Source organism: Phreatobacter aquaticus (genome assembly GCF_005160265.1).
GTDB lineage: Bacteria > Pseudomonadota > Alphaproteobacteria > Rhizobiales > Phreatobacteraceae > Phreatobacter > Phreatobacter aquaticus.
Window position 1 is genome coordinate 4838044 of the sequence record NZ_CP039865.1, and the last position, 13753, is coordinate 4851796.

General features: G+C 67.2%; 11 protein-coding genes. 4 read left to right on the forward strand and 7 right to left on the reverse strand.

Features of this window, described 5'->3' with window-relative positions; all coding sequences use genetic code 11:
• Positions 1-280: 280 nt before the first annotated feature.
• The 6 genes from E8L99_RS23070 to E8L99_RS23095 all read right to left on the reverse strand — a co-directional run bounded on the left by E8L99_RS23070 (position 281) and on the right by E8L99_RS23095 (position 5728).
• Positions 281-1108, reverse strand: a complete 828-nt coding sequence (locus tag E8L99_RS23070; RefSeq protein WP_137101759.1) for an outer membrane protein — start codon at positions 1106-1108, stop codon at positions 281-283.
• Positions 1109-1306: 198 nt separating this feature from the next.
• Entirely contained in the window at positions 1307-2122 is an 816-nt protein-coding gene (locus E8L99_RS23075) for an outer membrane protein (protein ID WP_137101760.1), read from the reverse strand.
• A 571-nt stretch (positions 2123-2693) separates the two neighbouring features.
• The gene (gene glmM / locus E8L99_RS23080) at positions 2694-4040 is read right to left on the reverse strand and encodes a phosphoglucosamine mutase (protein WP_137101761.1); all 1347 of its coding nucleotides are present in this window, start codon (positions 4038-4040) and stop codon (positions 2694-2696) included.
• A 186-nt stretch (positions 4041-4226) separates the two neighbouring features.
• Entirely contained in the window at positions 4227-4625 is a 399-nt protein-coding gene (locus tag E8L99_RS23085; RefSeq protein WP_252511200.1) for a helix-turn-helix domain-containing protein, read from the reverse strand.
• A 124-nt stretch (positions 4626-4749) separates the two neighbouring features.
• Complete coding sequence (locus E8L99_RS24020) at positions 4750-4890, reverse strand: hypothetical protein (protein ID WP_252511201.1); 141 nt, start codon at positions 4888-4890, stop codon at positions 4750-4752.
• Between the two features lie 598 nt (positions 4891-5488).
• Complete coding sequence (locus tag E8L99_RS23095; RefSeq protein WP_137101762.1) at positions 5489-5728, reverse strand: DUF3297 family protein; 240 nt, start codon at positions 5726-5728, stop codon at positions 5489-5491.
• Positions 5729-5963: 235 nt separating this feature from the next.
• On the opposite strand from E8L99_RS23095, the gene E8L99_RS23100 reads away from it, so the two are divergent.
• Together E8L99_RS23100 and E8L99_RS23105 are read left to right on the forward strand one after the other, a co-directional pair.
• Positions 5964-7139, forward strand: coding sequence for a GGDEF domain-containing protein (locus E8L99_RS23100; protein WP_168201810.1), 1176 nt, complete (start codon positions 5964-5966; stop codon positions 7137-7139).
• Between the two features lie 88 nt (positions 7140-7227).
• Entirely contained in the window at positions 7228-7758 is a 531-nt protein-coding gene (locus tag E8L99_RS23105; protein ID WP_137101764.1) for a hypothetical protein, read from the forward strand.
• Between the two features lie 10 nt (positions 7759-7768).
• On the opposite strand, the gene E8L99_RS23110 is transcribed toward E8L99_RS23105, so the two are convergent.
• Positions 7769-8773, reverse strand: coding sequence for an aldo/keto reductase (locus tag E8L99_RS23110; protein WP_137101765.1), 1005 nt, complete (start codon positions 8771-8773; stop codon positions 7769-7771).
• Between the two features lie 194 nt (positions 8774-8967).
• Here E8L99_RS23110 and E8L99_RS23115 point away from each other — a divergent pair, with 194 nt between their 5' ends.
• Entirely contained in the window at positions 8968-10086 is a 1119-nt protein-coding gene (locus tag E8L99_RS23115; RefSeq protein ID WP_137101766.1) for a mandelate racemase/muconate lactonizing enzyme family protein, read from the forward strand.
• Between the two features lie 151 nt (positions 10087-10237).
• Positions 10238-13138 (forward strand): EAL domain-containing protein, encoded by a 2901-nt coding sequence (locus E8L99_RS23120; RefSeq protein ID WP_391527461.1) that lies wholly within the window; start codon positions 10238-10240, stop codon positions 13136-13138.
• Positions 13139-13753: the final 615 nt, after the last annotated feature.

Sequence of the window (13753 nt, forward strand, 5' to 3'; positions counted from 1 at the left end):
TTGGGGGGGTATGTCCCGCGGAGGGAGATATGCTTGGGCCCGAGTCCCGTCAAGGCGGCGAGGGTTTGTCCCTATGGGAAACGGCGCGGCGGCACGGCCAATCCCCGGCGCTGTCTCTCCGAACCTCATCCTGAGGTGCGAGCGACAGCGAGCCTCGAAGGAGCTCTTCTGAGGCGGCGGATGGGGGTCCTTCGAGGCACCCATCGCTGATGCTCCGGGTGCACCTCAGGATGAGGAATGGCAGGCTTTGCGTTCAGGCCTCGATGGCCTTCGTCCCGGCCTACTGCCCGAGCCCATCGCCGAACATGTAACGCAGGCCGAGCCGAACCTCATGGGCTGCCACCGTCGTGCGATAGGCACCACCGGCGGTGTCGGTGAAGCGCAGCGCGCCCATGTGCAGATAGCGATAGCCGAGGTCGAGCTTGGTCTGCGGCGTGACGTCGATGGTGAAGCCGGCCATGCCGGCCCAGGCGAGTGTCCATTTCGTCGTGCCGGCAAGCGTCGGGATCACGGTCGTCTCACCGAGCTGGGCGGCGGCAGCAACCGGCGTCGACGAATAGGAGCCGGCGGTCAGCCGCGCGACACCGATGCCGGCGCCGAGATAGGGCGTCACCGGCCCGAACGTGCCGAGATCGACATAGGCATTGACGAGGGCCGCCTGCGAGGCGACGCCGAAGCGTTCGGTGCGCACCGGCGACGGCAGCGGTCCGGCATAGGCCCAATTGCCTTCGGGCGGCGCCATGCCGCTGACACTGGCCGCCGAACGGATCTCGAGCGTCGTGTCGAGGCGGAACCAGCGATACTTGAAACCCAGGCCAAGCCCGCCACCGAAGGCGGTTCCACCCCGGGTGTCGCGAAGGCTGACCCACTGTCCCGGCGCGAAGTTGACCTGATCGAAGTAGCGCGCCGAGGGCCTGCGATAGAGGCTGGTGGTGAAGTCGCCGCGCACATACCAGCCGGACGAGAAGTCCTCGGCGAGCACGGGCGGCGCCAACGGGGCGGTCGGCGCCCGCACCACGATGTCTGCCGCGAGCGCGGCTGCCGGTGCCATCAGGCAGGCTGTCATTGCCGCAGCCGAGATCCGGCGAACCATCCTCAGGCGTGCCATCTGCCGATACCCTTTTACGCGTCATGCCATTGGGGCGGCGAACCGCACCCCTGTTCGCGAGGAGTGTGCCGCGCGCCGGTTAAGACCGGCTTAAGGTTAAGAATTAACTGTTTCGGGACCGGTCCTGCCCTTCAAACGGCAACGGCGCGGGCCTTGCGAGCCCGCGCCGTGACGTCAGCCGTGAAGGCGAAACTTGGCTCAGTAGCGAGCGACGACCGGCGTCGCGGCGACCGGCGGGGTCGAGAGATTGTAGCGCAGGCCGAGGCGGATATCGTGGGCGACCACGTCCTTGATCTCGTAGTTCTGCACGGCCGTGGTGCAGGTCGGGCACGGCGCGCCAGAGCGGAACGTGCCGAGGTTCAGGTAGCGGTAGCCGAGCTCGACCTTGGTCGAGGCTGAAACGTCCCAGGCCATGCCGGCCATGAGAGCCCAGGCGAAGTTGCCGGTGGAACCGCCATTGATCACGCCGGACGAGGCGCCGACGCCGACGACCACCCCGGTATCGAAGGTCGCGCCCATGCGGTTGTAGGCATAGCCGACACCGGCGCCGACATAGGGCGTGATGCCCCACCATTTGCCGAGATCGACATAGCCGTTCACCATGCCGACCAGCGACGACATGTTGCCGTTCAGCACGTTCTCGTAGGACTGGGCACCCACCAGGATGTCGCGGCCGGTGAAGCGGCCGCCCGAGCGGTATTCCAACGTCATGTCGGCGCGGAACCACGAGTTGAACGCGTAGCCGATGCCGGCGCCGAGGAACATGGTCGACGACAGCGAGTGCTGGTAGGTGGCGTTGGTGATGCCGAGCGGCGGGTTCGGATTGTACTGCCAGCGCTTGGCGGTCTGGGTGCCGAGGCCGATATCGCCGCGCAGGTACCAGCCGCCCTCGTCGACGGGAGCTTCGACGACCGGACCGCGGATCACGGGCGAGCCCATGTCGGCGGCATCCGCCGCCTGGGTGAAGGCGATCGCGGCGAAGCCGGCGAGCGCGAGAAGGGAAAGACGACGCATGGCGGTGTTCCTGACCTGAGCGGCCAGGTTCCATGGGGACAGGAACCAGCCGACGAGCCCAACCGTCGCAGCAAGTCCTTAAATCCGGCTTAACCCTAAGGATTAAGGTTATCGGCAGGTGAACGGCGGTCTGGCCTGTGGCTTTTGGGTCATGCCTTGCGCTTGGCCATGCACCCCACCCCAACCCTCCCCTCACGAGGGAAGGGGGAAGAGTGCGCCTGGCCTGACGGCCGCGCCGAGAGTTGGAACAGGCACCAGCGAGAGCGGAGATACCCCCGCCCCTCATCGAGGGGAGGGTTGGGGTGGGGTGATTGAAAGAGAGTTTCGGCCGGGGCTCTCCTCACCTCTCCCCGCAGGCGGGGAGAGGTCGACCGAGGCAACGCCGAGGTCGGGTGAGGGGCAGGTCAGGCCGGGAAGAGCAATCGCTCGAGAGAGACCATGGCATCGCCCCGCAGAACGATCTCGGAACGAGCCCCTCACCCGGCAGCAAGCGCTGCCGACCTCTCCCCGCAAGCGGGGAGAGGTGAGGAGAGCCAGCTACCAGGGCTCGCTGACCGCGCCCCCCTGCCCCTTACGCCGCGGCCTTGGTCACCGCATCGACGATCTGGTCGACCACAGTCTCTACCAGGTCTCGGTCGTCGCCTTCCGCCATCACGCGGATCACCGGCTCGGTGCCGGAGGGGCGGATGACCAGGCGGCCGTGATGGCCAAGCTTCTCCTTGGCGTCGTCGATCGCCGTCACCACGCCGGCATTCTCGAGCGGCTTGCCGCCCTTGAAGCGGACGTTCTTGAGGATCTGCGGCAGCGGCTCGAACCGGTGGCAGACCTCCGAGACCGGCTTGCCGCTCTTGATCACCACGGCCAGCACCTGCAAGGCCGCCACCAGCCCGTCGCCGGTGGTCGAATAGTCGGACAGGATGATGTGGCCGGACTGTTCGCCGCCGACATTGAAGCCATGCTCGCGCATGTGCTCCAGCACATAGCGGTCGCCGACCGGCGTGCGCGCCATGCCAAGGCCTAGGCCGCCGAGGAACCGCTCCAGGCCGAGATTGCTCATGACGGTGGCAACGATGCCCGGCGCCGACAGCCGCCCGTCATCGAGCCAGGACTGGGCGACGACTGCCATCAGTTGGTCGCCATCGACGACCTGGCCCTTCTCGTCGACGATCAGCACGCGGTCGGCATCGCCATCCAGCGCAATGCCGATATCGGCGCGCATCTCGCGCACCTTCTCCACCAGCGCCTGCGGATGGGTCGAGCCGCACTCGTCGTTGATGTTGAAGCCATCGGGCTTGTCGCCCATCGTGATGACCTCGGCGCCGAGCTCCCAGAGCGCGGCGGGCGCCACCTTGTAGCCGGCGCCATTAGCGCAATCGACCACGATGCGCAGGCCGCCGAGTTCCAGATGGCGCGGCAGGGTGCGCTTGGCGAATTCGATATAGCGGGCCGGCGCGTCATCGATGCGCTTGGCGCGGCCGAGTGCGCGCGATCCGGCCAGATGCTTGGTCAGATCCTGGTCGAGCAGCTTCTCGATATCGTGCTCCACCTCGTCGGACAGCTTGTAGCCGTCGGGCGCGAACAGCTTGATGCCGTTGTCGGGGAAGGCATTGTGGGAGGCCGAGATCATCACGCCGAGATCGGCGCGCATCGAGCGCGTCAGCATGGCGACCGACGGCGTCGGCAGCGGGCCGACCAGCAGCACGTCCATGCCGACCGAGGTGAAGCCGGCGACCATCGCATATTCGATCATGTAGCCGGACAGCCGCGTGTCCTTGCCGATCAGCACGCGGTGGCGGTGGTCACCGCGCTGGAAGGCGATGCCGGCGGCCTGGCCGACCTTCATCGCGAATTCGGGCGTCAGCGGCGTGGAATTGGCGCGGCCGCGAATGCCATCCGTGCCGAAATATTTGCGGGCCATGGCCTGCCTTTTCTTGTTCAGGGCCGCGTGTCCGGCGGCTTCGTCGAATCAAGGGCAATGATGCCTCTGGACGCGGCTTATACGCTCCTTTCGGCCATTCTGTCGCCTTGGGCGGCTTCAACATTGGTGAGCGTGTGTGACAGGCGGGGGGCGGCTTTCTTCGGGAAGGTCGATAGAAGCCGCGCATCATGCCGCGGGCGTGATCCAATCCACGGGGACGTCGAGAGCCTTGGCGAGCGCTGCCAGAGTCTCGTCTGTGCCACGGCGCGTCTTGTTCTCGAGGGCCGAGAGATAGGGCTGCTCAATGCCTGCGGCTTTCGCGAGCTCCACCTGTGTCAGCCCACGCCATTTGCGGATCGCGGTCAGAACACCCTTCCCCTTGAGAATGAGCGCGGAGACCTCGGCGGGGAGAACCATCCGCCCCTGGGCTGCAAACGCCGCCTTGCGGGCATCATAGACCGCGATGTCGTCGGCCATCTCCTCCGCCTCTGATGCCAGAGCCGCCAGGCGGTCGAACTCCGCACGAGACATGATCACCATCTCCTCGCCGCCAGGGGTCATGAAGGTGTGGATCGCCGGGCTCATGACATTCATCTCCTCAATTCCGCTGATAGGTCGTGGACGACCGGCGGCCGATATAGAAGGCAAGGACGGTCGCTCCGTCCTCGTCGAAGATCACCCGGTATTCCCCCACGCGGAGCCGGAAACCCTAGCGCCCGACGAGAGCTATGACATGGCCAGTCCCCTCGATGGCATAGCGCGACATCGCCATGTCGATCGCGATCTGGGCCGACGCCGGGAGGCCGTCGAAATCCTTGGCAGCGGCGGGAGAAAGGATGATCGTCTTCATGCGCCACATGCGTGTTCATATATCACAGCGATCAGCAATATCGCAATATTTTCGGTGATATTTGGGGCTGCTCGGCAGGTCTGTTCGCCCTCCCCCTACCCCCCAACGCCTTCATCCCCGCGCCTCCCGGCCGGGGTTTGCCCATCAAGGCCGCCTCGCGAAGGCGGCGCGGACCGGTCCGGCTCCGGCCGCGTCTGGCGGCAGGAACCGGTTTTTGAAACTGAGCCATTCACGTCCGTTGCCGGACCGGCCCGCGCGCGGCGTTTGAGGTCTGCTCCGCCTGCACCCCTGGAGGACTGCGCTTTCTATCCTCCACTACAGCGGCGCCCGCTCGGGACGCCGGGATGAGACGGCTTGAACCGCCGAACCAGGGATTGCGTTAGATCCCGAAGCCCGGCCACCGCTCCCCGGCCGGGCGCACGGACGCCCCGTGCGCTCCCTTCTCCGGCAGGAGACGGGAGAGATCATCGCACGGGTTCGGCGGATGGGCGGTCGGCTGATCGAACAATCGGCGGGGTTGCAGGCAAAACGCGAGACAGATCAGCGGTTTATCCCGTAGCCGGCGCCATGCCCCGGCCGCACTTGTCCCCGTCGGGCGTCAGGAATTCCGGAAATAGCGCTCGACCTGGCCGTTCAGCTTGAGCGTCAGGGGATTGCCCTTGCGGTCCTTGGCGACGCCAGCCGCAACCCGCACCCAGCCCTCGCTGACGCAATATTCCTCGACATTGGTCTTTTCCACGCCCTTGAAGCGGATTCCGACGTCCCGCGACAGCGCCGCCTCGTCATAGAACGGGCTGGACGGATCGGTGGACAGGCGGTCGGGAGGCGTGTCGGACATGGCGAAAACTCATCATCGCAAGAGATCGATGCGCTCCATACCCCCGCGCCACGCCGAAGGAAAGCCAGCGATTGCGGGGCAGCGTTCGAGCAATGCTCGCCTTATGACGCCAAGCCCTTCGATCTTAACCTCTGGTGAGGATGTTTCGGACAATTCTAGCGCGCCCACGGACGACCGGCCACAACGCAGTGGTCCTGAGTCGGCAGGGTCCGCCTGGGAAAGGGCCGCCTCGACAATGCCGTCGCTGCACGCACCGACACTGCTGCTCACCCTTGTGATGGTGGCGCTTGCGACCGGCGTGCTGCATCTGTTGTCGTCGCGCCAGAACCGTTCCGAGGTCTCGCTCGTCTATTGGGGCCTGTCCAACCTGATGGCCGCCCTGGCGCTGGGCCTGCTCGGCACGCGGCAGGTCTGGAACGACCGGCTCAGCATCGATGTCGCCAATGCGGCCCTCTACTTCAGCTTCATGCTGAGCTTTGCCGGCATGCGCCGCTTCTGCGGCAAGCCGGTCTGGTGGCCCCTGCTGCTCATCCCCTCGCTGGTCTGGCTGGCCTTGTGCCAGGGACCGGTCTTCTACGCCTCGATCGAGGCGCGCATGGCGGTCAATTCCACGTTCAGCGGCGCGATCTGGATGGCGACCGCCTACACGCTGTGGAGCTACCGCACCGAGCCGCTCGCATCGCGGGCGCCGACCTATTTCTGGATGGCGATTCACGCCGGCATCTTCATTCTGCGCGTGCCGCTGCTGCTCTATCTTGGCGTGCCCAAGGGCGTCGACCTGTTCACCAGCCCGCTCATGTCGCTGACCCTCATCGAGGGTCTGATCCACGTCACCATCATCTCGTTCCTGCAGATGTCGCTGACCAAGGACCGCGCGGAAAACCGCTACCGCCTGGCCGCCGAGACCGACATGCTGACCGGGCTCGCCAATCGCCGCGCCTTCTTCGACCAGGCAGAGGTGAAGCTCGCGGAAGCGCGCCGCACGCTCCGCCCGGCCTCCGTCCTGCTGATCGACGTCGACCGGTTCAAGGCAATCAACGACACCCATGGCCATGCCGGCGGCGACGCCGTCCTGGTGGCGCTCGCCCAGGCGATCTCCCAGCACCTGCGGCCGAACGAGGTGTTCGGACGCCTCGGCGGCGAGGAATTCGGCTGCCTCCTGCCGGAAACGCCGCTCGCCACCGCTTCCATCATTGCCGAGGGCCTGCGCGCCCGCATTGCCGGCCTCGAGATCCGCAACGGCGACGATGTGATCCGCGTCTCGGTCAGCATCGGCGTCTCGGCCACCACCAGCACGCCCGGCGGCCTCGACAGGCTGCTCGCCGAGGCCGATGCCGGCCTCTATCAGGCCAAGCGCGACGGACGCGACCGCGTGGTGACGGCGCCGGTGCAGTTGCTCAAGGCGGGTTGAGGGCTTGTCCGGGGCTTGACCCGGCAGCGCCGATCGCGGCGAACTCACGGCATGGCCTGTTCCGGCCGCCTGCCCCGCGGAGACCGCCATGCGCGCCAGAATGCCGGCCCACCTCCTCGCGCTTGCCGGCCTCTGGCTGATCGCGGCAAGCCCCGCGGCGCTCGCGCAAGCCAAGGGCAAGACCGGCGCCGAGACGCCGCCCCCGGCCGCCCCCTCCGCCACAAATGCCTCCATCACCGGCTCGTGGGTCGGCACCTATGTCTGCCTGCAGGGCCGCACCGGCCTGACGCTGACCATCGACGAGGCAAACCCCGACCGCGCGCGGGCGACCTTCCATTTCTATGCCGATGCCAGCAATCCAGCCGTCCCCTCCGGCTGTTTCAGCCAGACCGGCCGCTATGATCCGCAGACACGCCGCCTGACGCTCGCCGGCGGGCGCTGGATCGTCCGCCCGCGCAATTACGAGACCGTGGGGCTCACCGGCACGATGGACGCCACCGGCCAGGTTCTGTCGGGCAGGGTGACCCAGGCCGAGGGCTGCACGACGTTCCGGCTGGAGCGGAGACCGCATCCGGACAGCGCGCCAGCGGCGTGCGGGGTGAGTGCGGCTCTCCGCTAGAGCCTCATCCCTACCGCGCCACACGCCCCTCGATCGGGTACGCCGGATCGCTATAGCCCGGCGTCGACGGATGGCCCGTTGCCACCAGTTTATCCACCAGCGCCTCGTCGGCCTTGGTGAAGGCATATCCCGGCGCGCCGAGATAATCCTCGAACTGCGCCATGGTGCGCGGGCCGGCGATCGCCGCGGTCACCAGCTTGTTGTTCAGCACCCAGGCGGTGGCGAATTGGCCCGGCGTGATGCCGCGCTTCTCGGCATGGGCTTTCAGCTTCTGCGCGATGACGAGGGATTCCTTGCGCCATTCCGTCTGCATCATGCGCGTGTCGGCGCGGGCCGCGCGGGTGCCTTCCGGCGGCGGGGACTTCGGGTCGTACTTGCCCGACAGGATGCCGCGCGCCAGCGGCGAATAGGGCACCACGCCGAGGCCGTAGAAATCGCAGGCCGGCAGAACCTCCACCTCGGGCATGCGGTTCATGGCGTTGTAATAGGGCTGGCAGACCACCGGGCGGTCGATGCCGAGCCGGTCGGCGATGGCGCAGACTTCGGCGATGCGCCAGGCGCGGAAATTCGACACGCCCCAATGGCGGATCTTGCCTTGCCGGATGAGGTCGCCGAGCGCCGAGACGGTCTCGGCGAGCGATGTCGAATGGTCCTCCTTGTGGAGGTAATAGATGTCGATCACATCGGTGCCGAGGCGCTTCAGGCTGGCCTCCACCGCGCGGAACATGTAGCCGCGGCCAAGGCCGCGATCATTCGGGCCGGGGCCGGTGGGATTGCAGAGCTTGGTGGCGAGGATCCATTGCGAGCGGTCGGCCTTGATGGCGCGGCCCGTGATCTCCTCCGAGCGGCCCTCGGTATAGACATCCGCCGTGTCGATGAAATTGACGCCGGCATCCTTGGCCCGGCCGATGATCTTGACCGCGTCCTTCTCATTGGTCGGCCCGCCGAACATCATGGTGCCGAGGCAGATGGGCGAGACCTTCAGGCTCGAGCGGCCGAGATTGCGGGGCTGCATGGGACGTCTCCGGGGCGTGTCTTGGAGAGCCTGTCTTTGGGGCAGGCGAACGGGCGCGTAGAGAAGCCGACGGCGCGCCGTCCCGCAAGCGGCGATTGGGCATGGCCGCACCTGGGAGGCCGGATGGCCGCCTTGCCGCCTTGGGGCCTCCCGCGCCACAGTGCCCGCCCCGTCACCGGCAGCAGCAAGCCCCCATGGCCATCATTTCAGTCGAACCGTTCATCCTTCATGTGCCGGTGACCGGCTCCAGCATTTCCGATTCCACCCACACCCTGTCGCATTGGGGCGTGGTGGGCGCGCGGGTGCACACCGATGACGGCCTCGTCGGCACCGGCTTCACCGGCACCCATGCCGACCTCATGGGGGACCGGCTGATCACCCAGTGCATTGCCACGTCCTATGCGCCGCTGCTGATCGGCGAGGACGAGGCCGACATCACCCGGCTCTGGCAGAAGCTGGCGCGCCACCCGCCGGTGCAGTGGATCGGCCGGGCCGGCATCAGCCATATCGCGCTTGGTGCGCTCGACATCGCGCTGTGGGACATCAAGGCCAAGCGCGCGGGCCAACCCTTATGGAAGCTGCTCGGCGGCTCCACCTCGGACAGGCTGATGGCCTACAACACCGATATCGGCTGGCTGTCGATCCCCGACGACGAGCTGATCGCGGGCTCGCGCCGCGCCGTCGAGGAGGAAGGGTTCCGCGGCATCAAGGTGAAGGTCGGATCGGCCGACATGGCGCGCGACCTGAAGCGGCTTGCCGCCGTCCGCAAGGCGATCGGTCCCGGCCTGATGCTGGCCATCGACGGCAATGGCCGCTGGGACCTGCCGACCTGCATTCGCTTCTGCCGCGAGGCCGACGGGCTCGACATCTTCTGGTTCGAGGAGCCGCTCTGGTACGACGACATTGCAGGCCATGCGGCTCTCGCCCGGGCAAGCCGCATCCCCGTCGCGCTCGGCGAACAGCTCTACACGGCGGAGGCCTTTTCCGAGTTCATCGGCCGCGGCGCGGTGCATTACGTCCAGCCCGACGTCACGCGCCTTGCCGGCATCACCGAATATATCCGCGTCGCCGAGATCGCCCACGGCGCGCGACTGCCGGTGGTCGCCCATGCCGGCGACATGAGCCAGGTGCATGTCCACCTCGCCCACTGGCATCCGGCAAGCGCGATGCTGGAATATATCCCCTGGATCAAGGACTGTTTCGAGGAGCCGATCCGCGTGGTCGACGGCAATTTCGTCCGGCCCTCGCAACCGGGCGCCGGCACCAGCGTGATGCCCGAAAAGTTCGCCCAGTTCTCGAAAACACTGGGATAGACGGGGCTGCGACGCCGCCCGCCTTGCCACACCGCGTGAAGCGCGGCTAAGTCAGCCTGTAGATCAAGACTCAGGCCGGTGCCGCAATGGCGCCACAAGCGAGGCCCATGGCGTGACGCCTGTTCCATCCAAGCTGCGGACACGGCCTCACGTGCGGACCCCGCTCATCCCCCTGCGCTTCCTCATCCTGTGCTGCGTTGTCCTCGGCTCATTGGCCGGAGCGGCTATCCGGCCGGCCTTTGCGCTCGATCCGGTGGCGGTGACGCCGACCACGCCCGCGGTCAATCTCGGTCGCGCGGTGGAATTCGTCCAAGGCACGGGCGATGGTGGCGTGTCGGTGCCGACAGCCCCCGGCGCCGATGGCATCGTGCGCCGCATGGAAGTGCGCCACACGCGGCCGAATTCGAGCCCGGTCTGGGCGGTCTTCGCGCTCTCCAACGCCACCGACGAGCAGATCGACCGGCTGATCGTCGTGCCGCATTACCGGCTGATCCGCTCAGGCCTGATCTGGCCCGATCTTGGCTCCCAGCGCATCGTGGCGCTGACCCCCAGCCAGGGCTTCCGGCCCGAGCGCCAGTCGGCGGTCGACCAGGACGTGTTCCTGGTGACGCTCGATCCCGGCACCACCATCACCTTCGTCGCGGAACTGCGCGATCCGCGCCTGCCGCAGATCACGCTCTGGCAGCCCGACGCCTTCAAGGACCGCGAAAACTCGTTCACGCTCTATCGCGGCATCGTGCTGGGCATTGCCGGCCTGCTCGCGCTGTTCCTCACCATCCTGTTCGTGGTCAAGGGCTCGCTGATGTTCCCGGCGGCCGCCCTGCTCGCCTGGGCGGTGCTCGGCACGCTGGCGCTCGATTTCGGCTTCTGGACCCGGATCATGGTGCTGCCGCCGGAGGCGGTCAGATTCTGGCGCGCGACAGCGGAAGCGGTGCTCTCCGCCACGCTCATGATCTTCCTCTTCGCCTATCTCGACCTCAACCGCTGGCACGTGCGCTACACCGTGCTGATGGCGGTCTGGCTCGCCTTTGCCGGCGGTCTGGTGACGGTCGCCTGGTTCGATCCCTCGATCGCCGCCGGCATTGCCCGCATCGCCATCGGCATCGTCACCATCCTCGGCACCGTGATCCTCGTCTATCTCGCCTTCCTGCGCTACGACCGCGCCATCAACCTCGTGCCCACCTGGATCCTGTTCATGATCTGGGGCGGCGCGGCGCTGCTCATGGTCACCGGCCGGCTCAACAACGAGATCGCCTCGCCGGCGCTGCTTGGCGCGCTCGTCCTGCTGGTCATGCTGATCGGCTTCACGGTGATGCAGCACGCCTTTGCCGGCGGCGGCGTCGCCAAGGGCCTGGTCTCCGACACCGAGCGTAAGGCGCTGGCCCTGACCGGGGCCGGCGACATCATCTTCGACTGGGACGTGACCACCAACCGCATCTGGGTGAGCCCGGAGGCGGAGCAGCATCTGGGTCTGAAGCGCGGCGCGCTGGAAGGCGCCGCCACCCGGTTCATCGAGGCGCTGCACCCGAGCGACCGCGACCGCATCCGTTCCACCCTCGATACGGTGGTGGAACATCGCCGCGGCCGGCTGGTGGAAGAGTTCCGCATGCGCGCCGCCGACGGCCATTTCCTCTGGTTCGCGCTGCGCGCCCGGCCCGTGGTCGGCACCGATGGCGAGGTGGTCCGCCTCGTCGGCACGCTGGCCGACGTCACCGAATACAAGATCGCGGAAGAGCGCCTGCTGCACGACGCCGTGCACGACAATCTCACCGGCCTGCCGAACCGCGAGCTGTTCCTTGACCGCCTGGATGCCGCTCTGATGCAGGCGCGCACCGACGAGGCGCGCCGGCCGACCGTGCTGGTCTTCGACATCGACCGGTTCAAGCAGGTCAACGATTCCGTCGGCATCTCGGTCGGCGATTCCATCCTGCTCACCGTGTCGCGCAGGCTTGCCCGCCTCTTGAAACCGCAGGACACGCTCGCCCGGCTCAACGGCGACCAGTTCGGCATCATCCTGGTGTCGGAGCGCGCGCTCGACCGGATCACCGCCTTTGCCGAGACGATCCGCAAGACCCTGCGCGCGCCGATCACCTTCGGCGACCGCGAGATCTTCCTCACGGGATCGCTCGGCATCGCGCTTGGCGACGGCAGCCAGCAGAAGCGCGAAGACCTTCTGAAGGATGCCGAACTCGCCGCCTACTACGCCAAGCGCCTGGGCGGCGATCGCATCGAGGTGTTCAAACAGGCGCTGCGCGCTCAGAAGACCGATCGCCTCGCCATGGAGAGCGATCTGCGCCGTGCGCTCGAGCGCTCCGAGATCGCGCTGGTCTACCAGCCGGTGGTCCGGCTTGCCGACCGGACGCTCGCCGGGTTCGAGGCGCTGGTGCGCTGGGACCATCCCCGCCTCGGCCGCCTGCCGCCGGCCGAATTCATCGCCATTGCGGAGGAGACCGGCCTCATCGTCGAGCTCGGCCTGTTCGTGCTCGATCGCGCGGCACGCCAGCTCTACCAGTGGCAGCAGCTGATGCCGCTCGATCCGCCGCTGTTCACCGCGGTCAATGTCTCCTCGCGCCAGCTGCTGCGCCACGATCTCCTGCAGGACATCAAGGGCGTGCTGGCCCGCGCGCCGGTCGCCCGCGGCTCGCTCAAGATCGAACTCACCGAGAGCCTGGTGATGGAGAACCCGGAATATGCCGCGCAGATGCTCACCCGCATCCGCGAGCTCGGCGCCGGCCTGTCGCTGGACGATTTCGGCACGGGCTATTCCTCCCTCGCCTATCTTCAGCGCTTCCCCTTCGACACGATCAAGATCGACAAGAGCTTCGTGCGGGCGGATTCGCGCGGCATCAGGCCGGTCATGCTGCGCTCCATCATCGCGCTCGGCCATGATCTCGGCATGGACGTGGTGGCCGAGGGCGCCGAGATCGACGCCGATGCAGTGGAGCTCTACCAGCTCGGCTGCGACTTCGCGCAGGGCTATGCCTTCGGCGAGCCGATGACGCCGGAACAGGCGACCCGGCTGTTGAAGGACGCGACCGCCCAGGCGGCTTGAGGGCGGCTCTGCTGCCGGGTGTGGTGGGGGCGCTGGGGCAGCTCCATTCCGTCACCCCCGGCGAGCCGTGAAACGGCGAGGGAAGGGGGTCCAGAGATGTCTCCAGCCATCCGCAGCGTGGCCCCTGGATCCCCCTCCCTCGCTTCGCTCGCCGGGGATGACGGTTGGGACTGACGGGCCAGCCGATGTCTTGATGCTGAGCCTGTCCCCTCCCCTTGCAAAGGGGAGGGTTGGGGTGGGGTTGTGGCGCCAGCTCTCGAGTGAGGTCCCAGCGCCATCTCTCCGGGTGAACTTGCAGCGCCAGCCCTCCCGTCCTCATCCTGAGGTGCGAGGCGAAGCCGAGCCTCGAAGGATCTCTTTCTCTCTGCCCGCGGACACACGTCCTTCGAGGCTCGGTCGCGGGCTCCCTCGCACCTCAGGATGAGGTACGGCCAATCAGTGCAGCGGGGCCAACGGCGCGGATCGGATCAGCCGGACCCATGGCCCAAGGCCCAGGCGCGCCCTCTCCCCTCCCCTTGCAAAGGGGAGGATTGGGGTGGGGTTGTGGCAGCAGCTCTCAGGCTGGGCTGGGTTCCCCCCGCCCCAAAGAGAAAGGGGCCCGAAGGCCCCTTTCCA

What these genes read in the sequence shown, in the direction of transcription:
- E8L99_RS23070 (WP_137101759.1), bottom strand. Translation starts at nt 1,108, where the DNA reads ATGGCACGCCTGAGGATGGTTCGCCGGATCTCGGCTGCGGCAATGACA.
- E8L99_RS23075 (WP_137101760.1), bottom strand. Translation starts at nt 2,122, where the DNA reads ATGCGTCGTCTTTCCCTTCTCGCGCTCGCCGGCTTCGCCGCGATCGCC.
- glmM (WP_137101761.1), bottom strand. Translation starts at nt 4,040, where the DNA reads ATGGCCCGCAAATATTTCGGCACGGATGGCATTCGCGGCCGCGCCAAT.
- E8L99_RS23085 (WP_252511200.1), bottom strand. Translation starts at nt 4,625, where the DNA reads ATGAGCCCGGCGATCCACACCTTCATGACCCCTGGCGGCGAGGAGATG.
- E8L99_RS24020 (WP_252511201.1), bottom strand. Translation starts at nt 4,890, where the DNA reads ATGAAGACGATCATCCTTTCTCCCGCCGCTGCCAAGGATTTCGACGGC.
- E8L99_RS23095 (WP_137101762.1), bottom strand. Translation starts at nt 5,728, where the DNA reads ATGTCCGACACGCCTCCCGACCGCCTGTCCACCGATCCGTCCAGCCCG.
- E8L99_RS23100 (WP_168201810.1), top strand. Translation starts at nt 5,964, where the DNA reads ATGCCGTCGCTGCACGCACCGACACTGCTGCTCACCCTTGTGATGGTG.
- E8L99_RS23105 (WP_137101764.1), top strand. Translation starts at nt 7,228, where the DNA reads ATGCGCGCCAGAATGCCGGCCCACCTCCTCGCGCTTGCCGGCCTCTGG.
- E8L99_RS23110 (WP_137101765.1), bottom strand. Translation starts at nt 8,773, where the DNA reads ATGCAGCCCCGCAATCTCGGCCGCTCGAGCCTGAAGGTCTCGCCCATC.
- E8L99_RS23115 (WP_137101766.1), top strand. Translation starts at nt 8,968, where the DNA reads ATGGCCATCATTTCAGTCGAACCGTTCATCCTTCATGTGCCGGTGACC.